The 20,398-nt window shown below is 43.2% G+C and carries 30 protein-coding genes; 11 read left to right on the top strand and 19 right to left on the bottom strand.

Annotated features, from left to right (window positions below; translation table 11 throughout):
• Window positions 1-168: 168 nt before the first annotated feature.
• The 12 genes from WBA89_RS01015 to era all read right to left on the bottom strand — a co-directional run bounded on the left by WBA89_RS01015 (window position 169) and on the right by era (window position 6,691).
• Window positions 169-411, bottom strand: coding sequence for a DUF6887 family protein (locus WBA89_RS01015; RefSeq protein ID WP_424403228.1), 243 nt, complete (start codon window positions 409-411; stop codon window positions 169-171).
• The gene (locus WBA89_RS01010; protein ID WP_341739112.1) at window positions 411-587 is read right to left on the bottom strand and encodes a DUF6888 family protein; all 177 of its coding nucleotides are present in this window, start codon (window positions 585-587) and stop codon (window positions 411-413) included. The genes WBA89_RS01015 and WBA89_RS01010 overlap by 1 nt, the downstream gene beginning before the upstream one ends.
• A gap of 286 nt (window positions 588-873) precedes the next feature.
• Window positions 874-1,992, bottom strand: a complete 1,119-nt coding sequence (locus WBA89_RS01005) for a PD-(D/E)XK nuclease family protein (protein WP_424403226.1) — start codon at window positions 1,990-1,992, stop codon at window positions 874-876.
• Window positions 1,993-2,288: 296 nt separating this feature from the next.
• Window positions 2,289-2,621, bottom strand: coding sequence for a DUF5615 family PIN-like protein (locus tag WBA89_RS01000; RefSeq protein ID WP_424403224.1), 333 nt, complete (start codon window positions 2,619-2,621; stop codon window positions 2,289-2,291).
• A complete protein-coding gene (locus WBA89_RS00995) occupies window positions 2,618-2,848 on the bottom strand; it encodes a DUF433 domain-containing protein (RefSeq protein WP_006634608.1) in 231 nt (76 codons plus the stop codon). The genes WBA89_RS01000 and WBA89_RS00995 overlap by 4 nt, the downstream gene beginning before the upstream one ends.
• Window positions 2,845-3,186: a type II toxin-antitoxin system VapB family antitoxin gene (locus WBA89_RS00990; protein ID WP_424403221.1), complete on the bottom strand. Its 342-nt coding sequence runs from the start codon at window positions 3,184-3,186 to the stop codon at window positions 2,845-2,847. The genes WBA89_RS00995 and WBA89_RS00990 overlap by 4 nt, the downstream gene beginning before the upstream one ends.
• Before the next feature lie 58 nt (window positions 3,187-3,244).
• A complete protein-coding gene (locus WBA89_RS00985; RefSeq protein ID WP_424403219.1) occupies window positions 3,245-3,640 on the bottom strand; it encodes a helix-turn-helix domain-containing protein in 396 nt (131 codons plus the stop codon).
• A complete protein-coding gene (locus WBA89_RS00980) occupies window positions 3,624-3,917 on the bottom strand; it encodes a type II toxin-antitoxin system HigB family toxin (protein WP_424403217.1) in 294 nt (97 codons plus the stop codon). Before WBA89_RS00980 ends, WBA89_RS00985 begins: the two co-directional genes overlap by 17 nt.
• Before the next feature lie 145 nt (window positions 3,918-4,062).
• Entirely contained in the window at window positions 4,063-4,344 is a 282-nt protein-coding gene (locus WBA89_RS00975; protein ID WP_293186930.1) for a hypothetical protein, read from the bottom strand.
• A gap of 80 nt (window positions 4,345-4,424) precedes the next feature.
• Window positions 4,425-5,003 (bottom strand): Uma2 family endonuclease, encoded by a 579-nt coding sequence (locus tag WBA89_RS00970; RefSeq protein WP_424403215.1) that lies wholly within the window; start codon window positions 5,001-5,003, stop codon window positions 4,425-4,427.
• 32 nt (window positions 5,004-5,035) lie between these two features.
• Entirely contained in the window at window positions 5,036-5,620 is a 585-nt protein-coding gene (locus tag WBA89_RS00965) for a Uma2 family endonuclease (RefSeq protein ID WP_424403213.1), read from the bottom strand.
• A 159-nt stretch (window positions 5,621-5,779) separates the two neighbouring features.
• Entirely contained in the window at window positions 5,780-6,691 is a 912-nt protein-coding gene (era, locus tag WBA89_RS00960; protein WP_293199270.1) for a GTPase Era, read from the bottom strand.
• A 508-nt stretch (window positions 6,692-7,199) separates the two neighbouring features.
• Between era and WBA89_RS00955 the strand changes: the two genes are divergently transcribed.
• Window positions 7,200-7,619: a hypothetical protein gene (locus tag WBA89_RS00955; RefSeq protein ID WP_424403212.1), complete on the top strand. Its 420-nt coding sequence runs from the start codon at window positions 7,200-7,202 to the stop codon at window positions 7,617-7,619.
• Window positions 7,620-8,293: 674 nt separating this feature from the next.
• Here the strand turns inward: WBA89_RS00955 and WBA89_RS00950 are convergent.
• A complete protein-coding gene (locus tag WBA89_RS00950; protein WP_194070506.1) occupies window positions 8,294-8,551 on the bottom strand; it encodes a hypothetical protein in 258 nt (85 codons plus the stop codon).
• A 470-nt stretch (window positions 8,552-9,021) separates the two neighbouring features.
• Here WBA89_RS00950 and WBA89_RS00945 point away from each other — a divergent pair, with 470 nt between their 5' ends.
• From WBA89_RS00945 to WBA89_RS00935, 3 genes are all read left to right on the top strand, one after another.
• Window positions 9,022-9,579 carry an NUDIX hydrolase gene (locus WBA89_RS00945; RefSeq protein ID WP_424403211.1) on the top strand — a complete coding sequence of 186 codons (558 nt, stop codon included), beginning with the start codon at window positions 9,022-9,024 and terminating at the stop codon, window positions 9,577-9,579.
• A gap of 74 nt (window positions 9,580-9,653) precedes the next feature.
• On the top strand, window positions 9,654-10,409 hold the full coding sequence (locus tag WBA89_RS00940; protein ID WP_424403209.1) for an ATP-binding cassette domain-containing protein: 756 nt from the start codon (window positions 9,654-9,656) through the stop codon (window positions 10,407-10,409).
• Window positions 10,410-10,542: 133 nt separating this feature from the next.
• Window positions 10,543-11,181 carry an ABC transporter permease gene (locus WBA89_RS00935; protein WP_424403207.1) on the top strand — a complete coding sequence of 213 codons (639 nt, stop codon included), beginning with the start codon at window positions 10,543-10,545 and terminating at the stop codon, window positions 11,179-11,181.
• Window positions 11,182-11,357: 176 nt separating this feature from the next.
• Here the strand turns inward: WBA89_RS00935 and WBA89_RS00930 are convergent, their stop codons facing one another.
• Window positions 11,358-11,993 carry a DUF1802 family protein gene (locus WBA89_RS00930; protein ID WP_424403205.1) on the bottom strand — a complete coding sequence of 212 codons (636 nt, stop codon included), beginning with the start codon at window positions 11,991-11,993 and terminating at the stop codon, window positions 11,358-11,360.
• 125 nt (window positions 11,994-12,118) lie between these two features.
• Here WBA89_RS00930 and WBA89_RS00925 point away from each other — a divergent pair, with 125 nt between their 5' ends.
• Entirely contained in the window at window positions 12,119-13,078 is a 960-nt protein-coding gene (locus WBA89_RS00925) for an aldo/keto reductase (protein WP_424403203.1), read from the top strand.
• 172 nt (window positions 13,079-13,250) lie between these two features.
• The gene (locus WBA89_RS00920; RefSeq protein WP_424403201.1) at window positions 13,251-15,128 is read left to right on the top strand and encodes a protein kinase domain-containing protein; all 1,878 of its coding nucleotides are present in this window, start codon (window positions 13,251-13,253) and stop codon (window positions 15,126-15,128) included.
• Between the two features lie 131 nt (window positions 15,129-15,259).
• Here the strand turns inward: WBA89_RS00920 and WBA89_RS00915 are convergent, their stop codons facing one another.
• The 3 genes from WBA89_RS00915 to WBA89_RS00905 form a co-directional block, all read right to left on the bottom strand.
• Window positions 15,260-15,901: a Uma2 family endonuclease gene (locus tag WBA89_RS00915; RefSeq protein ID WP_424403199.1), complete on the bottom strand. Its 642-nt coding sequence runs from the start codon at window positions 15,899-15,901 to the stop codon at window positions 15,260-15,262.
• Window positions 15,902-15,997: 96 nt separating this feature from the next.
• Window positions 15,998-16,219: a hypothetical protein gene (locus tag WBA89_RS00910; RefSeq protein ID WP_424403197.1), complete on the bottom strand. Its 222-nt coding sequence runs from the start codon at window positions 16,217-16,219 to the stop codon at window positions 15,998-16,000.
• The gene (locus WBA89_RS00905) at window positions 16,212-16,511 is read right to left on the bottom strand and encodes a hypothetical protein (protein WP_424403195.1); all 300 of its coding nucleotides are present in this window, start codon (window positions 16,509-16,511) and stop codon (window positions 16,212-16,214) included. Before WBA89_RS00905 ends, WBA89_RS00910 begins: the two co-directional genes overlap by 8 nt.
• A gap of 131 nt (window positions 16,512-16,642) precedes the next feature.
• Between WBA89_RS00905 and WBA89_RS00900 the strand changes: the two genes are divergently transcribed.
• From WBA89_RS00900 to yidD, 4 genes are all read left to right on the top strand, one after another.
• Complete coding sequence (locus WBA89_RS00900) at window positions 16,643-16,816, top strand: hypothetical protein (RefSeq protein WP_424403193.1); 174 nt, start codon at window positions 16,643-16,645, stop codon at window positions 16,814-16,816.
• Between the two features lie 160 nt (window positions 16,817-16,976).
• On the top strand, window positions 16,977-17,327 hold the full coding sequence (locus WBA89_RS00895; protein ID WP_424403191.1) for a hypothetical protein: 351 nt from the start codon (window positions 16,977-16,979) through the stop codon (window positions 17,325-17,327).
• 302 nt (window positions 17,328-17,629) lie between these two features.
• Window positions 17,630-18,508: a CFI-box-CTERM domain-containing protein gene (locus WBA89_RS00890; RefSeq protein WP_424403189.1), complete on the top strand. Its 879-nt coding sequence runs from the start codon at window positions 17,630-17,632 to the stop codon at window positions 18,506-18,508.
• A 19-nt stretch (window positions 18,509-18,527) separates the two neighbouring features.
• A complete protein-coding gene (gene yidD, locus WBA89_RS00885) occupies window positions 18,528-18,995 on the top strand; it encodes a membrane protein insertion efficiency factor YidD (RefSeq protein WP_424403187.1) in 468 nt (155 codons plus the stop codon).
• Here the strand turns inward: yidD and WBA89_RS00880 are convergent.
• Both WBA89_RS00880 and WBA89_RS00875 read right to left on the bottom strand, forming a co-directional pair.
• The gene (locus tag WBA89_RS00880; RefSeq protein ID WP_424403185.1) at window positions 18,962-19,300 is read right to left on the bottom strand and encodes a hypothetical protein; all 339 of its coding nucleotides are present in this window, start codon (window positions 19,298-19,300) and stop codon (window positions 18,962-18,964) included. The genes yidD and WBA89_RS00880 overlap by 34 nt on opposite strands.
• On the bottom strand, window positions 19,301-19,783 hold the full coding sequence (locus WBA89_RS00875) for a hypothetical protein (protein WP_424403183.1): 483 nt from the start codon (window positions 19,781-19,783) through the stop codon (window positions 19,301-19,303).
• A 471-nt stretch (window positions 19,784-20,254) separates the two neighbouring features.
• Between WBA89_RS00875 and WBA89_RS00870 the strand changes: the two genes are divergently transcribed.
• A partial coding sequence (locus WBA89_RS00870; protein WP_424403230.1) for an IS1/IS1595 family N-terminal zinc-binding domain-containing protein occupies window positions 20,255-20,398 on the top strand: 144 nt, incomplete at its 3' end.

The following is a 20,398-nucleotide window of genomic DNA, read 5'->3' as shown; positions in this document are numbered from 1 at the left end:
TACTCCCCCATTCCCTAAAACGGCACTTCAATCCCCAACTCCTCACAAAATCCGCGAATCAGGCGATCGTTCTCCGACCTTGTGCGATCGCAGCGTCTCTATTTATTCTACCAATTTTCTGATTTGTCAAACTCTCGATCGAGCTTCCGAATCATCTCCAAGGTGACTCTATTCCGTCCGTTCCACTGTGCTGTTAGCTGGCTGGCTACTAGGCGATGATTCTAATTTCTGCCGAATTGCTGCCTGAATTTTTGCGTCAAAATCGGGATCGCTTGGGCTTGCAATGATTGATTTCGGACGCTGACTGAACCTGTCTAAATATGCCTGACAAGCAGCTCGATCTTGGCGATTTTCCAGAAAGTACCGTCTCAATTCGGCATCGCTCATAGCATCAAAATTCACTTGGCTCATCAGAATACCTCCCCATTCGGTACAATTTCAAACTCAAGGTCTTCACCATATCCAGCTAGAACGTATACGTTTCGAGTACGACGATCGATACAAACCAGATGAATCGGTTGCAACATGATGAACGTCAACTGATAGCTGACGCGATATAAACTCTCTAACTGAGCAGTAGTTGGCATTTCGGTCACTCACTCCACCTACTGTCTATTTTAACTGTTCCGAGTTCAAATGAACTCATCAGTTTACTTTACTGTTGTTGGAATGGCGTTCTATTGTGGTTAAGCGGGGGTTTGTGCTACTCATAAGGCTTGATGAGAATCTTCGCCGGAATTATTAATGTTCGATCGAGCTTCCGAATCATCTCCAAAGTTAGGCAGCGTTTGCGAGATAACGATTGAGTTCAACGGCGGTTAGTAACCCTGGCATCCCCACCGATTATCTTTATTCCGCCGTTGCAACGATTTGTTAGGTAGCTGGCAACGTATCATCAGAGCTTTCTCCATTGCCTTGAATTGCTACCCAAGGAAGTTTTGAATACTGATCTTTGATCTTTTCTAACTCATCTAGTGCTTGCAGGAAAAATCTTTTGACAGCCACCACATGGTCTTCTTCAGAAAGAAAATCCTGTAAACTTTTGTCTCGAACTATTCCTGCCCAGTCTTTTGAGCTATCTAAGTTATAACCCCTCCAACCGTACTGTTCGCAAATATCTTTCATCGTTTCAATAATTTCTGCTCGACGCGGTGAATTAGGATCTACTTCAAGTACGAGACGTACTATTGGGTAATCAGTTAAATGTGATGTCTTCAGAATAAAGCCTAGACCACACCACCATCTTCCACTTGGCATTGAGGCAGTCATTAAATACCGCCCATGCCATTGAATCTGGGTAAGAGCTGTAGACTTTTGCTTAATTGCTCCCAGAACTTTCTCAAAGCGCTGACTGACTTCTCCCCACATTGTCTCTTCCATAAGTTTTAGTGATTTTGTGAAATTTGCTAACGCAATCACGTCAATAGAAGAGAACTGATTGTTATGTGCCATGCGATACTCATCCATAAATGTCACAATTTCTTTAACAAGCATTGTATCTGCCTGAGATTTCAAAAATCGATAGAACTGATGCCACCTCAATTGCCTGAACTGAACGGTAGATTGAGAAATATTCTTGAAAATATCTGCTTGATCTTTTGGATCAAAATCACGAGTAATGTACAAAAGAAATTTGTGCTGGAACCCTGAAATTCCATGCAAAATCTCGGCATACCTTGAAAGCTGCTCGTAGCCTTCCTGAGAGCCAATCTTACTTTCGATAAAGATGATGCTACGACTTTTAGCATCTACTAGCTCAATTAAGATATCTGGGCGGCTAGCTAAACGATGATCATCAAGAGGCTCAAACTCCCTCTGTGTTGAAACATAGGCATCCAAATAAATATTTATATCCAATAAGTTTAAATTATTAAGCCAAGAATAGAGAATTTCCTTGTCTGTACTGAAGAGGTAGGCGACCAACTCAGTGAAGAAATCTTCTAGCGGAATACTGCCTGTATTGAGATTTAAGAGCCGACTGAAAAGCGCCACTAATATTCACCTATGTTTTATTCTCAACAAGTGAGTTTACCGTACGGCCCTAGCCAGAGGCTCAAGCTACCTAACTTATAATTGTATCGCATTTGCGGTACAACACTGCATATAGTCGAATAATACCGCCGCTTGAGGATGTATGTCAACCTCTTCTTACTCCCCATCAGAATCTCCTTTCCTCGATCGAGTTCGCCGCACAATTCAACTTAAACACTTAAGCCGTCGCACTGAAAAAAGCTATCTTTATTATCTTTGAGATTAGAGTCGATCGCACACTTTCGGCGATCGGTGCATTATGATAAAGCAAGCAGCGATAAATTCTCGTCTTCATAAAATAATTCGATCGCGTTAAAATTCCGACGCAGCAAATTTTCAACTTGTGATGTCGAACAGTTTCCAAGGCAAAGCCAAATAACTTTCGGTGGATTCCCAAATACTAAGCTCAGATCGTGCATATCCGCGTCTTTCGAGACAATCATCAAATTATTGTCTTTTGCATAATCCCAAACTATTGGGTCGATCGTTGCTTTCATGCCCACATCTCGAACGTGAAGCGAATTTGGGAAAACATCGCTCAAACGATTCGGCAACTTGGGCGACAAGTTTTCATCAAAAAGTAATTTCATGCGGATAAGGTCGCAGTCATAAACCGACGCTCACGGTCAGCAGCATAAGCAATGCAGGCTTTTAAATCTTCTCGCGTCAAATCGGGAAAATCGTCGAGAATTTCTGCTTCGGTCATCTCGGAAGCCAGGTACTCAAGCACTTCATAAACCGTAATTCGCAAGCCGCGCACACAAGGCTTACCACCGCGTTTATTTGCTTCGATCGTGATGTGGTTTCGGTAGTTCATAAGAAACACTCGGTAATACCATTTTTCTGTGAAGCTACATAGAATGTATCCTTACCCCATGCGTCTTTGCGAATGTCGTCTAGGGTGATATTTTTTCCTTCCCAGATTCCGGCTAGCTCAAAAAAGGATTGTTCTCGATCGGAGTCATCATCCGTTCTCATGCGATCGAGGTCGCCGTCCCAGGCGAGTTTACCCCGTAGCGCCCGGAGGTTCTGTTGGTTTTTCATTTGGATCAGCAGGTTCAGGGCCAGTTCTACAACTTCTTGTTGTGCTGTGAGTCCAGTCGCCTGGAGCGCATTGGTGATGAGGCAGTTATCGATTTCGATCGTAGTTTTCATAGGTATTTTGGGGTGAGTTTTATCGATCGCGCTTTCATCCAATTATAATCGTTGCAAGCTAATATGCCAATGTGTAAGGTTGAATGAGAACTTGTGCTGAAATACCTAACTTTTGATTTAACTGCCGGATTATTTCAAGGGTGAGTGGAGCTTTACGATTGAGAATTTCGATCGCTCGATCGTGACTACCTATTACGGCTTCTAGATGCTGTTGAGTTAGACCTCGACTTTCTAGATAATAAAGAATTGCTTCGATCGGATCGGGCATCACGATCGGCTCGTGTTTGTTTTCGTAGGCTTCAACTAAGGTGACTAATATTTCTAATCGATCGAATTCTGGAGTTCCTTGAGGAGCTTCAAACAAATGCTCTATTTCTTTCAGCGATGCTTTGTAATCTTCTTGGCTTCTAATAGGTTTTAGGCTGTACATAATTACCTCAGATGGTTTCTGCATCCACTTTGTCATATTCAGCATGAGTGCCGATAAATCGGATAAAGATAATCCCAATGTCATAACGCATATGGACAATTAGGCGGTATTTATTACCTTTAATATTAAATATGACTCGATTGTTCGCGATGATGCTAGCGTTGGCATAAATATTTTTGAGGTCTGTAGGACTTCGCCAATCTGCCTGAGCCGCATCATCAATCCATGCTCTGAGAGATGGTTCTGCTTCTGCATGAGTCTCCCAAAACTCACGTAGAGTGCTACGGGCAATAATTCTCATTCATTATAGATTAGAGAGGATTTCTGGTGAAGGAACTTTATCATCGATCGCGCTTTCATCCAATTATAAGCGATCGCCCACCGGCAGCGATCGACATCTTTTTTTTAATTAAATCCTTTTGTTCCTGCCGATCGATCGCATATTCTCACATATAACGAAGTTCAAGTGCATTGCAAAAGCTATTCAAGCGATTCAGCAAAGCATTGTAGTAGGGATAAGCATCATCTCGTTCATCTTGAAGGCGGGCATAAAGAGTCAATTCTGGCTCTGCGGCCAGACGATCTTTAGGAACATCTAAGCCCGCTTCGGCTAGGCGAGTTGCCGCGATCGCGACTAACAATGACCCAATTGTATTAGTTTTACCATGATGAAGATCGTCCAGTCCAGGTAGAATTAGCTCTGCTCCCGGTAACTCATTCAAGCTCATAACTGTCCATCCTCTATAACGGTAACAGATTTCTTAGAACTCTACATCAATATTATTACATCGCCCTCTTAATAATAAATTCAAGATTGCTGCTCGAAAACAATTTCTTCATAGAATTGCTCGATCGCCAAACTCAACCCAATACTTTTAAGCTCGACGCGATCGCCCGCTCGATAGCTCAGAATCAACCAATCCCCCGCATCATTTCTGTGATAAATATCGATCGCCATCTCATCAGAACTCACTAAAACATAATCAATTAAATTCGGATTGCGGCGATATTTTTCAAACTTCTTGCCGCGATCGTAAGCCTCGGTACTATCCGATAAAACCTCAACAATCAAACAGGGATAGGTAATATATTGAGGGCTAGAATTATCTCCCCGATCGCAAGTGACACTCAGATCGGGATAGGTATAGTTGCGAGTATTGAGGATATTAACCTTTAAATCCGAATTAAAAACTTTACATTGATTTCCTCGCAAGTGAAATCTAATCAATAATAAGAAATTGATAGCGATCGCACTATGATTTTGCGTGCCCCCACTCATCGCATATACGCGACCATCGATTAGCTCATGTTTTTCTAATTGTTGCTCCTCCCAAATAAAATACTCTTCAGGTGTAAAGTACCGCTCCTGCTCTCTAGCTGCAATCATAACAATCTCCTAATTTAATCACTCTATCAATTTTAAGGTGTTGTTTCTGGAGTAAGGTCGAGGTTGCGATAGACTTGTTCGATCGCCAAACTGAGATTGATGCTTTTTAGTTCTATAGTATCACCTTCTTTGTAGTTAATGATGAGCCATTCACCAGCATCATTTTTGTGATACAAATCCATTTCGATACTGGTGGAACTAACCAATAGGTAATCTTGTAAGACAGGGTTGTTGCGGTACATTCTAAATTTGCCACCGCGATCGTATGCCTCAGTGCTGGGAGAGAGAACTTCAACGATTAAGCAGGGGTAGGTAATGTATTGGGTTGTGGTTTTATCGCGATCGTCGCAGGTGACACTTGCATCGGGGTAGATGTAGTTTTTGGTTCCGGCGATGTTGACTCTCAGATCGGAGTTTCCTGTTTCGCAACTGCTGTTTTCTAGATGATTGGAGAAGAGAGTTGTGAGTCTGACGGCAATGCGGCTATGGTTCACGCTGCCGCCGCTCATGGCGTAGACTTGACCGTCGATATACTCATGCTTTTCTAGCTGATTTTCTTCCCAAGCAAAGTATTTTTCTGGGGTTATTTGAGGAAAGTTTTCTTTTGCGGCAATCATTTTTTTAGGTAATGGGTAGTAGGTAATGGGTAATGGAGTTTATTTCTATTCCCTATTTTAGTGTCGCACAATTTTTTTTTGCAGAAAGCCTTTTTAGAATAATTTGGACAGTTTTTAAAGAGGGATGCGATCGCGAACATCCCGCAAACCACCAAAGTTTTATTCTTCCACGCGATAGCCCAATTCGGCTAAACGAGTACGGGACTGCCGCCATTTCGGCTGCACCTTGACAAATAACTCCAAATACACTTTGCCTTCAATTAACTTTTGAATCTGTTCCCGGGCCGCGCTGCCGATCGACTTCAGCATACTGCCGCTTTTACCGATTAAAATACCTTTTTGGGAATCCCGTTCGACGTGAATTGTCGCCAGAATCCGCGTAATTTTGGCTTCTTCTTGAACAATGTCGATCGCGATTGCTACGGAATGCGGCACTTCTTCCCGCGTCAGCAGCAAAATCTGTTCCCGAATCAATTCGCCCATAATAAAGCGTTCCGGCTGGTCAGTCACCAAATCGGGCGGATAATAATAGGGCCCAACCTCCAGATGTTCGATTAATAATTGTTGCAGCGGTTCGACACCTTCGCCCGTAAGCGCCGAGAACTTGACGACTGGCCACTGGGGATTGACAATTTGTTCGTAAGTGCGATCGATCAACACAGAATCCTCCGGTTGTTCGTCCAACTTATTCATCCCCAAAATCACCGGAATTTTGCAATTGCTGAGAATTTCGATGATATATCGATCGCCCCCACCCGATTCCACCGAACCATCCACCACAAACAGCACCACATCTACAGACTGAATCGCGGTGCGGGCATTCTGCACCAAAACCTTACCCAATTGGTGGTGCGGCTTGTGAATTCCGGGAGTATCGACAAAAATAATTTGTGCTTCAGGCGTTGTCAGGATACCCCGCAGCCTGTTGCGCGTCGTCTGAGACACCGGCGAAGTAATCGCAATTTTCTGCCCCACCAACTGATTCATCAGCGTGGATTTGCCGACATTCGGCCGCCCGATAATACCCACAAAGCCCGATTTGTAACCCGCAGGAGCCGCGGGAACACCCATGATTTCCGATACGTCTATAATCTTGCTATCTTCCACTAAATTCACCTATTTTCAAGCCCCTTCTCTGCCTATTGTCGCTTGAAAACACTCAAACGCCCATCGATGTAATGTAGCATCTTTCTCGTCCTGGTATAGCGCGTAACACTCAAAGGGCGATCGAGCCGTTTTCCCAGTGTTAAAATGCGATGTGCGATCGGCAAAACTTGATATCTGAGACAAAATTTGATAAAGTTCCAATAACATCGATAAAAAATGAATCATTCTGGTAAAATCGAGTCCCCAATGCTGTAACAACTTCAGATGTGTAAATATCTTACTCAACTGAAACCATTTTACAGTTTGTCCGACCAACCAGTTTTCACATTTTTGAGGATGTATATTAATAAATTAGGTGGGTCAAACTCCAGATAAAAACTCATTAGCATCATATTTTTTATGAATAAAAGCTAATGTTTTAGGAGCCTATCTAATTAGTGCTAATCGTCATAAAGTTGAGGAGATGAATCGGATGAAATCGAAATTATTTTGGAGTTGCTGCACCGTTTTGGTAGCAAGCTTGCCTGTTCCCGCCTTCGCTCAAACAACCCCCCAAGGAGGTATTGACTACAAGGGTGGCTCGATGAAGTACCAGATGGTACCGGGCAAAATACCTGACAGAACCTTACCCAGATCTTTTGACTTTCCAATTATTACCAATGTTGCTACTGACACTAGCATCACCTCGGATTTCCTAATTACCGATCAGTTTCGCGCACCAGCGACTCGTACAGAATACACCAGCGCTCTCACCGCCTGGTCAGAATCAATCAAAGAATGTTTGCGTAAACAGCCCCGCTTGATTCGAGCCAGCACCAAAAACCCGATTATGATTAATGGCAGAGTAGGCACCATTGTCAGAAATGCAAATAACCGTGCGGTTTGCAAATAAGCGAGTAAGTTCCGCTGTCTGAAGACAAAAACTAGAGAGTGTTTTTTGCACAAAACAAAAAGAGCAATAGGTTTTCTACTGCTCTTTTTGTTGTCAAAATTTTAATTAATTGGTTTGTATTGATACTCCCCAGGGCTGAAGCCACGGGGATTCTTGAATGAATCCAAAAACTCTCAAAGGTGTTATCAAGTCACCTCTAGACTCTCAAAACAACTACCAGTACAAAAGGTATTGCAATTGCGCTTACTTTTAAATTGTGTTTGCTTTCATAGTCCATCACTTTTGCGAGATAGGTACGCTTCACACCCTGCCATTATTTGTCAGTTATACAGGCTTACTACTCATAGGAGTGTGGTGGCTCACGCTCGCCGGGATTTCTCCGATACAAGGCGTGTTTCAACACGTAGATGGTTGTTTTACTTGCTAATCTAATTATAACAAATCTTTGGATCAATTGCGTAAATGTTGAAGGCGGTTGAAACCGCTACCGAGTTCCTCCCCATGTCTAAAAGCCAGGGGCTTCCGTCTCGTTTTTCGGTGAAAACTCTAGTCCTGCTTAATCCTTGAGGAGTGAAGTCTTCACTAAAAACGAGATAATTCCGAAAAGACCTGGTTTTTTCCAACAATATGCTTTGAAGCCTGAAAAATATGGATTTCCACACTTTAATTTTCGATTAAGTAGCGCAAAATTCATTCGTATTCAGCAAAATTTCCCCATGATCGGGAATCCAAGCTAGCCACTTGTCCTCGGAGTGCTGACACAACAGCCGCGCTTCGTCAAAGCTGAATGCTGTTGGGGGATTGAACAATCTTACCCACAGGTTAGGAGCCAATTTTGGTGCAGGTACGGCGCAGCCGAATCTTTCCCGATCGCGATCGCTCGTGATGCCGGCTGGCGGTTGCCAAGTACGAATATCTGTTTGCAGTTGCATAATTACTCCTGTCTGTCGAGCTAAGAGTCTGCACTCCTTGCGGCGTTTTAACAACCCAGAGCTGCAGATAAATTTTGATTATGTAGTCTATGTTACTGAATTATCAGGGTGAACGTGCAGTTTGTTGCAAAAATTTACAATGGAGAGGGGAAAAGTGGCTCTAAGGTCGAAAGGTCGATCGGCTATTTGGGCTATCGACTACCATAGCCAACAACCTCTGATTTATAGCAACCATAGCCGCTTAGGATATTCTTAATTATTTTTGGCCTGTTCCTTCTTCCCTGTTCCTTCTTCCCTGTTCCTGATGACGTTGGACGGAAAGCTCGGAGAGACAGCACTAACAACGGAGGGCGGGCACTCTTGGCACCGCCCCTACTAACAACGGAGGGCGGGCACTCTTGGCACCGCCCCTACTAACAACGGAGGGCGGGCACTCTTGGCACCGCCCCTACCAACTAACAACTAACAACATGAACAAAACCCAAAAATCCCACTGGAAAACTCTAGATCGTTTTGTAGAAATCAACTCTCATTGGGTAAAGCTAATCGCCGAACATCTCGAAACTACCGAAGGAAAAATAGTAGAATATTGGCGAGTAGAAAGAGCAGATTCAGTTGTAATTTTGACTGTTCAAGCTGACAAATTGTTGTTTCCCTCACCAACGTATCGCCCCGGCGTGGCATCCGCAACCCTCGATTTTCCCGGCGGTCGCGTACCAGAAGCAGTAACGCCAGCAGCCGCAGTTCCAGCTATAATCAAAAAAGAACTAGGCGTGACAGAAAGTGCGATCGCCCGCATCCAACCAATTAACACCACAGGCTGGGCAATCAACAGTTCATTCTCCAATCAAAAACTCTACGGTTTTGTGGCAGAATTGCACCCCACAGCAACAGTAAACCCCGAACTTCTCGGCGCTGCATATCCTGTCACCCCAGACGGAATTCGCGACTTGCTCAAAAAACTAACTTGCCTCCAATGTCGAGCATTGTTGCTAGAATGGCAAAACCAAGACAATTTTAGATTTTAGATTTTAGATTTTGGATTGTCCCGCGACGCTAGCCAATTGACGATTTATTAAAACCAAAATCACCGAAACTAATCATGCATCTCAATAATGAAGTTGCTGTCGAATGCCTCGACGTTACATATCGCCTCAACCGCAGGCATTTAGTAGACAAACTCAATTTCAAAGTGCTGCAAGGAGAAGTTTTAGTATTGCTGGGACGCAGCGGTAGCGGCAAAACTACTACCATGAAATTGATTAACAATTTACTCGCCCCAACTAGCGGTGAAGTGCTCGTCATGGGAAAACCGACAACTGAATGGAACCCCATTCAACTGCGGCGAAAAATTGGCTATGTAATTCAAGAAATCGGTTTGTTTCCCCATTTTACCGTCGAGCAAAACGTCGGTTTAGTCCCGAAATTGGAAGGTTGGGAAGGCTCGCGCATTCAATCTCGCGTCCGCCAACTGTTAGAATTAGTCAACCTCGATCCGCAGCACTTCGCCAAACGCTATCCCCATCAGTTATCCGGCGGACAGCGGCAGCGAGTGGGCGTCGCCAGAGCGCTGGCGGCTGACCCTCCACTGCTGTTAATGGACGAACCGTTTGGCGCTTTAGACCCGATTACTCGCCTGGAATTGCAGCGGGAATTCGGTCAATTGCAGCAGCAACTGGGCAAAACTGTGATTTTTGTGACTCACGGCATTCAAGAAGCTTTTTTGTTAGCTTCTAAAATTGGTTTAATGCAGGATGGAAGGTTAGTTGAATTGGCATCCCCCGATGATTTTATGAAATCTCAGCATCCAGAAGCTCGCGCATTTATTGAGTGTTTGCAATTACGGGAGACTGGATAATACCGTTTTAGAGTTAGATTTGAGATTTTAGTATGGGCGGGGCGGGTTTTTGAAGCTGATGGTTGGGAATTAAATATCTTGGTGAACCCGCCCCTACGAGATATTTAATTATACCACAATTGCCAATTACCAAATGATAGAATTCTTGAATCGGTACGGTGTCGAGATAATTAACCGCGCGGTCGAACACTTATATTTAGTAAGTGTGGCAATTTTTATCGCGATTGTTGTGGGAATTCCCTTGGGAATTTTAGTCACGAGAAAACCAAAATTGAAACAGCCAATTTTGGGATTTGCTAATATTATGCAAACAATTCCCAGTTTAGCTTTGTTTGGTTTGCTAATTCCGGTGCCGGTATTGGGTGGAATTGGCGATCGCACGGCAATCATCGCCCTCACTCTCTATTCTTTACTGCCGATTATCCGCAACACTTATACCGGGATTGTCGGCGTCGATCCGGCGATTGTGGCAGCGGGAACGGGCATGGGAATGACGGATATGCAACTGTTGTGGCAAGTGGAAATTCCGCTGGCGCTGGGGGTAATTTTGGCGGGGGTGCGAGTTGCTGCGGTAATTGCGATCGGGCTAGCAACGATCGCTGCTGCAATTGGTGCCGGCGGCTTGGGCGTGTTTATTTTTCGCGGCGTTGCTACAGTCAACAATCAGTTACTTTTAGCTGGGGCAATTCCGTCAGCTTTAATGGCATTAGCTGCGGATTTTGGGCTGGGGTTAGTGGAAGGACGCCTCTCGAAAAGATCAGACGGCGGTTGAAACCGCGTCTACAAAAACGAAGTCTGCCTCCGCAGACTGAAGAAAATTATGTTTTACGTTATTTTCACCGCCCATTCTTCAACCCACGGAGGTGGGTTTTGTTTGTATAGACGCGGTTTCAACCGCCCGGTCTTCTGAAGAAAATTATGTTTTACGTTATTTTCACCGCCCATTCTTCAACCCGCGGAGGTGGGTTTTGTTTGTATCGACGCGGTTTCAACCGCCTGTTCTTCTTCAAGCTTCGGAGGATTTGCCATCAAACTGCGGATTTCATTAGAACGTTCAAGGTATTCTCGATCGCCCAAAACAGCTTCGCTTCCTTCCAGGGAAATAGGACTAGCCAAATCTATCCAAGAACGGCAACCGCCGTAGGCAGAAATGTAGGGAATTTCTACAGTTGCTGCTAACCGATAAGCCCGCAGCAATAAAATATAAATGGGCTGATTTTGTTTCCATTTTAGGCGGTCGCCGACAAATTTTTCATTCCAAATATGGTAAGGAAAAAGCGCCGCAATTGCCGGTTCCCAAGCAACCAAAAAAACATCGGTAATCTCAGCCCAACTGCTAATTTTAATAAATTCTGGATGCCAACCAGATTCTACCGTTTTTACCTGACTCGCAAAATCCGGCTTTAATAAATCAGGCTGTTGGTGTTCAAAAGTTGGATAAAGCAAAACCTGCTTATCACCAACATTAAACTGTCCTGCTTGCTCGCGAATGCCCCCCTTTCGCAACAGTACAATCGTTTTGCCCTCTTCCAAAGCATTAACCGCTACATTCCATTCTTTCAGCGCGCGAGTAGTTGATTTCATAGGATTTAGTTGGGTTTTAACCAAAGTAACAAAATCGGTAATTTACAGCAATTATAACAACTTTTTTCTGTTAAAATTAGATAGTTTGAGGGTAAATAGTAAAAATCAAAATTAGGGCTATAGCTATGGAAAAGCGACAATTGGGGACATCGGGAATTCAAATTTCCCCGATAATTATGGGGACTTGGCAAGCTGGGAAGCAGATGTGGGTGGGAATTGAGGATGCCGAAACTGTCAAAGCAATGCGCGCCGCTTTTGAGGCCGGTATTACCACCTTTGATACGGCTGAGGTTTACGGAGAAGGGCATTCGGAACAAATTATCGGCAAAGCGCTTTCAGATGTGCGATCGCAAGTAGTTTATGCTAGCAAAGTTTTTGCCAACCATCTCAAACCCGATTTGGTAGTCGAGGCGTGCGATCGATCGCTAAAAAACCTCAACACCGATTATATCGACCTTTACCAAATCCACTGGCCCGCCGGGACTTGGAATTCCGAATTAGTGCCCATTGCAGAAACAATGGACGCGCTGAACAAATTAAAGCAACAGGGGAAGATTCGGGCGATCGGCGTTTCCAACTTCTCCCGCGCCCAAATAGCAGAAGCCGCCCAATACGGACGCATCGACAGCTTGCAACCGCCCTATTCTCTGTTTTGGCGCTGGGTAGAAAAAGAGGCCATGTCCTACTGTGTAGAAAATAATATCTCAATCCTTGCCTACTCATCTCTAGCTCAAGGAATATTAACAGGTAAATTCGGGCCGGAACACAAATTTGAAGAAGGCGATCACCGCGCCAAAAGCAAGCTGTTTATCAAAGAAAATTACGCCAGAGTCCAAACAGCATTAAATCAACTCCGGCCAATTGCCGATTGCCACCAAACAAGCTTGGGCAATTTAGCATTAGCCTGGTTAATCGCCCAGCCACAAACCAACGCAATTGTTGGCGCGCGCAATGCCGAACAAGCCGCCGAAAATGCTAAAGCTGCTGAGGTAAACTTGAGTGACGGGGACTTAAAAGAAATTGACGCGATCGGGCGAACAGTCACCGATAGTTTAGATGACAATCCCGTCATGTGGAACTTCTAAAAGAGTTAACTTCCAAAGGTTCGTAGTGAGGACTTCAGTCCTTCTTTGCCCAACTCGTATATAAAGACTCAAGTCCTCACTACAAATAAATTTTATAGAGTCGGGCAAGAGGTATAATATTTAAAACTTTGGACAAGAAATCTAAAATCTAAAATCCAAAATCTAAAATCGAATGAGTTACTGCCTAAACCCCAACTGTTCAAAGCCCGAAAACCCGGATGCAGCCAAAATTTGCCGAAACTGCCGGTCAAAACTGCTGCTGCGCGACAGATATCGGGCCATAAAGGCGATCGGACAAGGCGGCTTTGGCAGAACATTCCTCGCCGTTGACGAAGACAAACCGTCAAAACCCCGCTGCGTCATCAAACAATTTTTACCCACAGAAACCCAACTCATCCCATCAGCCAGCAATCGCAACAGCAAAAAAGCAGCCCAACTTTTTGAACAAGAAGCAACGCGATTAGACGAATTGGGCAAACACCCTCAAATTCCCGAACTACTAGCCTATTCCACCCAAGATAACCGACAATATGTAGTACAAGAATTTATCGACGGACAAAATTTAGCACAAATCGTCGAACAAGAAGACACATTTACAGAAACTCAAATCAAAGACTTACTCAATAGCTTATTACCCGTCCTTCACTTCATCCATTCTCACAACGTCATTCACCGAGACATCAAACCCGGAAACATCATTCGCCGCGCCGACGACAAACAATTAGTTTTAGTAGACTTTGGCGCCGCTAAAATTGCCACAGGTACGGCATTACTCAAAACAGGAACCAGCATCGGCAGCCCCGAATACATCGCCCCCGAACAAGCCAGAGGTAAAGCATTTTTTACCAGCGATTTGTACAGTTTAGGCGTAACTTGCCTGTATTTGCTAACTCAAGTTTCCCCATTTGATTTGTTCGATCCCGGTGAAGATACCTGGATCTGGCGGCAGTATTTGGCGAAAAACCCAGTCAGCGAACAACTAGGTAAAACTTTAGACAAGATGATTGCAAATGCTACCAACCGTCGCTATCAAACGGCTGTTGAAGTATTAAAAGAAATTAATCCCCAATCTGCGATCGACCTCGCGATTCCTCAAAGAATTTCCCAGTTAGTTAAACCGAGTCAAACTTCCACCCAGTCGCAACAGCAAACAACTTATAACTGGCAATGTATTCACACCCTAACAGGTCACAAAAACTTAATTTACTCTGTTGCTTTCAGCCCCAACGGAGAAGTTGTAGCCAGCGGCAGCGATGACAAAACAATTAAACTGTGGCGAGTAGAAGACGGGCAAGAAATAGTGACTCTCGCAGGACACGCCAACTCAGTTTATACAGTAGCTTTCAGCCCCGACGGACAGATGCTGGCCAGCAGCAGCCACGACAAAACAATCAAACTTTGGCGGATGAAAGATGGCCAAGAAATCCGCAGCCTTATCGGCCACAGTAACTCAGTTTACGGCGCAGCTTTCAGCCCCGATGGAACTCTGATTGCGAGCAGCAGTTGGGACAGAACAATCAAGATTTGGCGAGTTAAAGACGGCCAAGAAATCCGCACGCTTGCGGGTCACATTAATTTAGTTTATTTTGTGGCTTTTAGCCCTGATGGAGAAACTCTTGCTAGCAGCAGTTGGGACAGAACAATCAAGATTTGGCGAGTCAAAGATGGGAAGCTAATTCGCACGCTGACAGGTCATACAGACTGCGTGCGCTGTCTAGCTTTCAGTCCAAATGGTGAATTTTTGGCTAGCGGCAGTCACGACAATACTATTAAAATTTGGTGGGTAAAAGATTGGCAAGAAGTTTTAACTATCAGAGGTCATTCCTGGTATGTTGATTCTATTGCTTTTAGTCCCGACGGCGAAATTCTGGCTAGCAGCAGCAATCAAACTATCAAGATTTGGCGAGTTAAAGACGGTCAGGAAATTGGCAATATTGCAGGTCATAATAACTCGGTTTATTCTGTTAATTTTAGCCCGGAAGGAGAGTTTTTGGCTAGCGGCAGCAGTGATAAAAGTATTAAAATTTGGCAGAATATGATGTTTGTTTGATTACCCTCAATCAAAATAATTTGTAGTCGTTGGGCGGGGGCAGGTTTATGATAATTTTCGGTATTAGGCAATTATTGTTGGTGAACCTGCCCCTACAGGAATTACAATCAATTCACCGGACACGATATGATTCAACCGTTCTCCCTTTCAATTTTGCGTCGAAACTCTCGAATTACTGTACTTGTATGGCGATCGCGCGACATTTGCCAGCATTCCTCCACAATTTCTGATACATTTAACTTGGGAAAATAACGGCTGATGGAACTTTCGACATAGCGATCGTTTTGCAAGTCGTAAATTCTGAGCTTATTTTTCTTAAACAGCCACACTTCCGGCACTTGATAAGGCAAGTAATCATCTACATCCGTGTAGCTAGTTACATCTACTTCAATTACTAGATCGGGTGGCGGTTCAACACCCCAAGCCATCCGATCTTTACCAAGAATTGCCGCGCAATTATCGATATAAAAACAATAATCTGGTTCAATTCCTCTTTCTTCCGGCAAATCCATCGTAATTGGTGTAAACGCTTCATAATCTCGCCCCAAGAAATCTAGCAGAACTATTGCCACAATTGCGATAATATGAGCTTGTTTTCCGTGTACGGGTAAAGGGGACATTAATAAAATCTCTCCCGGTCGATATTTGATGCGCGGAATTGAACGATCGCCCAATTGTTTTACAAGTGCTTGGTAATCCTGCCAACTACCGGGAAATTTTATCAGTGTTCCTGGTGGCAAATGAATCTTTTCTGGGGTGACGACTGCGAACATAAAACTTATACCTCCTGAGTGAATTATATGTGTTTCAACCCAGAGTCGCCACTGTTTCAGATAAAGGGTTTGAGACTACAAATAAACTCATTCTTTTCAATCTACCTGCTTCACCACCTCCAAGGCTAGTCCTAGCACCCCTGCAATTTGCTCATCCTTCAAGCCCAACTCCCGTAATTTACCAACCATTTCAGTTTTACCTTGATTTGTGCCGTCATGGTAGTCGGGAGTCGCAGGCTGACTTTTATCTGGCGTAGGAGTAGGTAGTTCTGAGCAACCATTGATATAATTAATTGTGTTGCTATCACCATCAATCAATATTATTACTATTATGTAAAGCAATCTTTATAATTGATTGCCGTTTGAGGACAGATTTAAGATTACCTTGATCAACTGATTCGCCAAAAACATCAGATAACATTTGCAAAAGCTCGTAACCTACATCCTTAGCATGACCCGCAGTACAACCGTAATTATCTGCAATATCAGAATACTTTTGTCGCTTCAGTATTCCCTCGATAATTTTACGCTGCAAGTCATTGAGATGTTTACCTCTCTTCACGCTGAGCACTTTCTCTACAAATTGCAAGATAGGGGCAGTGTCCATCATTAGGGATGTCGGAAAACTATAGTTAGTATACCAGACTTTATCCGTCTTTTTCCGCCTTGCACCCCAAGTTTAGAAATACCCGTCTTTTTCCGTCTTTTTTTCCCTTTTCAATTTTGGGCGATCGGTCTATAATGTGGAAAACGATAAAAATCAGCTTTGCTGAAAGAAGGGAGTGCACATCTAATCCCAATCTCCAACAGCGACCGATGGTGCTTTACTACGTTGCGAAGTGCGATCGTACTTCTAAATTATTATCTTATACGTTTTGGGCGATCGCCCGCAGGGATGAACAGCATTTCATCTGACAGTTTCAAGACTTCTTCTATGTCCATAGATTGGTCAGATAGGCAGGTTTTTCCGATCTTATCCGATTTTTCGGACATTTGAGCAAATTTTTCGGAAAAGTTCCGACTCAATATGACCCATAGTGTTAATTAGCGTTAGTTCGCGATTTAGAGAAAAATTATGTCGGCGTTCGATCAGCGTGGTCAAAAAGTAAACTATCAATACAATGCTGCGGGAGATATCAACTTTGCAAGTGTTCAAAATCAAGCAGACCTTGTTAACGAGCTAGAGAAGCTCAAGTCGGAAATAACAAAAGCTGGAAATGCTCAAGTTATTGATGTGGAGATTGTTACAGATGTTCAATATCAGATTCAGAAAGCTGTTGACCAATCCCAAAAGCCTGAACCAAACAAGAATGCCATTCTAGAACATCTCATTCAGGCTAAAGAAGTTATAAAAAATCTAGCTAAAGCAGGTGGAATTGTTACTGGAATTATGAAGGCTATTGAATTAGTTCAGCAATTGTTTTAGAAGATAAAAACTGTCATAGTGCATCAATTTGTAGCAGCCAGAAAAACTCTCTAATAGCTAGTTATTGCAAATTTATTACAGATTTTAATCAGCAAAATCAAAATGTCATTAATCAAGTCAATCAAGTAATTGCTCAACAAATTATTAACAATAATAACAATAACTATAGCTATATTACTCACGATGATTTAGTCGAAAAACTTGTAGAAAAAATTGCCGATCTGCTTCCTCATAACGCCGATCCACAAGTTAAGAAATCTCTGATACTTCAAGTAGTTATTGAATGTGCAAACAGCGGACGCTTGCCACTTTCATCTGAAGAGTCATTGTTAATACTTCGTAAGCTAAGTGAACTGAGCTTACAGGAATTCAATAGACTGCTATCTTCTGACAAGAAGTACAAAAAACTGAAAAATTGTCTTGGTTGGTTTATCCTTGGTGGAACTGGTGTTGGTGGTTTTGCTGGAGTTGGGGTCACAGCAGCGCACTACGAGAAAGTCATTGAGGATCTGAAATCCAATGACGATTTATATAAACCTGTAGGTCGAGAACCCTATCCACCTCGTTTCCCAACCGAGCCAGATGACCCAAAACGATCTCCCAAAAATCGAGAGCCCTATCCACCTAGTTCAAATCCAACTAAGCCAGAGAACTTAGGACAATCTCTCAGAAAAGGTTCTAGACTTGGTGACGATTTCCTTTCTAAACCATCTCCTCCTCCTGGTGGTGGAGGTGGCGGTGGTAGCTTTCCAAGTCAGCCTCCCCCTCAAGTTAATGACCATGTAATTGACCGAAACATTGAGGCAGGGGTTAGTAATGTTGTGGACTTAGGTAACACCTTTGGCGGAGGACTGCCAGAACCTCAAGCAGGTGGTTCTGGTGGAGGTGCTGATTGTGGTGACTATCCTGACTGTGGCGATTGTGGAGGAGGCGATTGTGGAGGATGTGAACCTGATTGCGATTGCTTCATTGCCACTGCTGTTTATGGCAGCTATGATGCACCACAGGTAGTTAGTTTAAGGCGTTTTAGAGACGAAAAACTGATGTCATACTCAATAGGGCGATTGTTTATTGCAGCATATTATCAACTGTCTCCGCCTTTAGCTCAATGGCTTAAAAATCATCCATATTTTGCGAAACAAGTACGTCAAATTTTGGATCAATTAGTCGCTTATTTATAAAACAACTGATACTTTCTTTATGTCTATAAAGTTGCTATACCAAAAGTTTTTATCAGCCAAACTCTATTATCGATATCAAAAGCAGGGTTCTGCTCACACAAAGGCAAAGCGTAAAGGTATTCTCACAAGATTTCTGCGGTTAGTTGCGCCACTGGTGCGCTTCCTAAACAAATTAGGCTTGCGATTCTTAATTGATTGCGTTGCTATTCAAGCAATTCAGATGTATCAAAAACATCTATCGCCTCACAAAGGCTTTTCCTGTGCCTACAGCAGACTTCACGGTGCTGAGTCTTGCTCAGAATACTTCCGGAACAAAGTCAGAACTTACGGCTTATCAAAAGCAATTCCCCTATTTGAGCAACGACTGAGAGATTGTAAACTTGCTAACGCAACATTAAAGGCGCAATATCAGAGTAGAAATTTACGTATCGGCTCAATAAGTAGGGGAAGGAGTTATTCTAGTTGCCAAGACAAACCCAAGGGATGAAGAGAAGATTTTTCGCGAATAATAGTGGAGAGAAAGGGAATAATTCCAAGTTGAGAAATTCGGTCACGGACATAATCGAAAAAACAGATTCCCAACTGACGAGTAGTAGCAACAAGAGACATAAAAGTATCCCAAGCCTGAGTACCCTCAATCGTCTGAGTTGCATAGCTAATATTACGTCGCTGCACCATAGTTCTGGCAGCTAACTCAGCCGGATTGTTGTGCAGAGGTAATTCAGGGTGCTCTAAAACCCTGAGCAACTCTGATACTTTTGCAGCAGTTAATTGTTGGAGGAACGCAAACAATTAACTGCTGCTTGGAGTTTCAAAAAGCCGCCGAAATTTAGACCTTAAAGACAGTGCAGCTTCGGGAATCGAAGCATCTTTATAAGCTAATAATTCCCGATAATAATTCCAAAAATCTTCGATAAAATTCCCTAAAATTACTTGATGGCAAGCGAATACTGGGCTTAACTTTTTGTAATGTCTTCCCTTATGCACCCAACATAAAGCTCTATCAGCAGTGATTAACTTGAATTGGGGAGCATCATCACAACAAAGAGTTTGTACGACTGGGTAATCAGTTTGCTGATGATAGAAAGCAATAGCTGCTGCTTCCCTAATCCGGGTCAGTTGTTGAGCACCCAGTTTGGGTAGATAATTATTCAGTAGGTGATTAAACTGTGACTCACTCAACACGGTTTCTTGAGGTAATAGCTTGAGAACATTCTGCCATTTAATCGGGATTTTGAAGTCCCCAATTAGTGAGAATGTGAGTGGATTCAGCATAAATTCTAGTTCTCGTCCGGGCTGTAATCCTTTGAGTACGGTCAGTCTATCTTTATTAGCTGTTGTAAAGTATACTGTATATAAAGGGTTGCAGATGATATTGGTGGTATGGTTGACTCCACCTACACGCGCACCTGTTTGGTCGAAGTGTTGCCTGCAGACTACTCGCTAGTCCTGAATCATAAACTTCTTTTTTCTCGGTTTCAAAACCGGAGTGGTTTTTGATTAACAGGTTGGATAAATAGCCTGCTGAAATGGAAATACCTAAATCTGCTAAAAATTCTAGTAGTTTGCCGCATCGTCATATTGCCCCCATAGTACAAACTGATTATTAAGGCTTTGATTTCTGGTCCAAATTCTCCTTCGTAACCTAATGGTAATTCTGCTACATAAGTTGGCGTTGGTGAATTAGGGTATGATGATTTGAGAGTGCGAGCGCCAAAAAATAACACTTCACAAAACGCAGAGCTTATGCAATGTCCTGAATATCAGTCAACTCATGTTAATAAAAATGGTCAAAAAAAAGGTAAACAGAATTATATTTGTGTCGGTTGTGGCAGACAATTTATAGAGGGCTATCAACTTCATAAAGGTTATTCTGAAGATGTGAAACGT

Origin of the sequence: Microcoleus sp., from assembly GCF_049646505.1 — a bacterium.
Classification (GTDB): Bacteria; Cyanobacteriota; Cyanobacteriia; order Cyanobacteriales; family Microcoleaceae; genus Microcoleus.
This window is presented reverse-complemented; position numbering and strand designations above follow the sequence as displayed.

Excerpts from the sequence above, each read along its gene's own strand:
- WBA89_RS01015 (WP_424403228.1), bottom strand. The coding sequence starts at position 411 with ATGAGCCAAGTGAATTTTGATGCTATGAGCGATGCCGAATTGAGACGG.
- WBA89_RS01010 (WP_341739112.1), bottom strand. The coding sequence starts at position 587 with ATGCCAACTACTGCTCAGTTAGAGAGTTTATATCGCGTCAGCTATCAG.
- WBA89_RS01000 (WP_424403224.1), bottom strand. The coding sequence starts at position 2,621 with ATGAAATTACTTTTTGATGAAAACTTGTCGCCCAAGTTGCCGAATCGT.
- WBA89_RS00995 (WP_006634608.1), bottom strand. The coding sequence starts at position 2,848 with ATGAACTACCGAAACCACATCACGATCGAAGCAAATAAACGCGGTGGT.
- WBA89_RS00990 (WP_424403221.1), bottom strand. The coding sequence starts at position 3,186 with ATGAAAACTACGATCGAAATCGATAACTGCCTCATCACCAATGCGCTC.
- WBA89_RS00985 (WP_424403219.1), bottom strand. The coding sequence starts at position 3,640 with ATGCAGAAACCATCTGAGGTAATTATGTACAGCCTAAAACCTATTAGA.
- WBA89_RS00980 (WP_424403217.1), bottom strand. The coding sequence starts at position 3,917 with ATGAGAATTATTGCCCGTAGCACTCTACGTGAGTTTTGGGAGACTCAT.
- WBA89_RS00975 (WP_293186930.1), bottom strand. The coding sequence starts at position 4,344 with ATGAGCTTGAATGAGTTACCGGGAGCAGAGCTAATTCTACCTGGACTG.
- WBA89_RS00970 (WP_424403215.1), bottom strand. The coding sequence starts at position 5,003 with ATGATTGCAGCTAGAGAGCAGGAGCGGTACTTTACACCTGAAGAGTAT.
- WBA89_RS00965 (WP_424403213.1), bottom strand. The coding sequence starts at position 5,620 with ATGATTGCCGCAAAAGAAAACTTTCCTCAAATAACCCCAGAAAAATAC.
- era (WP_293199270.1), bottom strand. The coding sequence starts at position 6,691 with ATGGGTGTTCCCGCGGCTCCTGCGGGTTACAAATCGGGCTTTGTGGGT.
- WBA89_RS00955 (WP_424403212.1), top strand. The coding sequence starts at position 7,200 with ATGAAATCGAAATTATTTTGGAGTTGCTGCACCGTTTTGGTAGCAAGC.
- WBA89_RS00950 (WP_194070506.1), bottom strand. The coding sequence starts at position 8,551 with ATGCAACTGCAAACAGATATTCGTACTTGGCAACCGCCAGCCGGCATC.
- WBA89_RS00945 (WP_424403211.1), top strand. The coding sequence starts at position 9,022 with ATGAACAAAACCCAAAAATCCCACTGGAAAACTCTAGATCGTTTTGTA.
- WBA89_RS00940 (WP_424403209.1), top strand. The coding sequence starts at position 9,654 with ATGCATCTCAATAATGAAGTTGCTGTCGAATGCCTCGACGTTACATAT.
- WBA89_RS00935 (WP_424403207.1), top strand. The coding sequence starts at position 10,543 with ATGATAGAATTCTTGAATCGGTACGGTGTCGAGATAATTAACCGCGCG.
- WBA89_RS00930 (WP_424403205.1), bottom strand. The coding sequence starts at position 11,993 with ATGAAATCAACTACTCGCGCGCTGAAAGAATGGAATGTAGCGGTTAAT.
- WBA89_RS00925 (WP_424403203.1), top strand. The coding sequence starts at position 12,119 with ATGGAAAAGCGACAATTGGGGACATCGGGAATTCAAATTTCCCCGATA.
- WBA89_RS00920 (WP_424403201.1), top strand. The coding sequence starts at position 13,251 with ATGAGTTACTGCCTAAACCCCAACTGTTCAAAGCCCGAAAACCCGGAT.
- WBA89_RS00915 (WP_424403199.1), bottom strand. The coding sequence starts at position 15,901 with ATGTTCGCAGTCGTCACCCCAGAAAAGATTCATTTGCCACCAGGAACA.
- WBA89_RS00905 (WP_424403195.1), bottom strand. The coding sequence starts at position 16,511 with ATGATGGACACTGCCCCTATCTTGCAATTTGTAGAGAAAGTGCTCAGC.
- WBA89_RS00900 (WP_424403193.1), top strand. The coding sequence starts at position 16,643 with ATGTGGAAAACGATAAAAATCAGCTTTGCTGAAAGAAGGGAGTGCACA.
- WBA89_RS00895 (WP_424403191.1), top strand. The coding sequence starts at position 16,977 with ATGTCGGCGTTCGATCAGCGTGGTCAAAAAGTAAACTATCAATACAAT.
- yidD (WP_424403187.1), top strand. The coding sequence starts at position 18,528 with ATGTCTATAAAGTTGCTATACCAAAAGTTTTTATCAGCCAAACTCTAT.
- WBA89_RS00875 (WP_424403183.1), bottom strand. The coding sequence starts at position 19,783 with ATGCTGAATCCACTCACATTCTCACTAATTGGGGACTTCAAAATCCCG.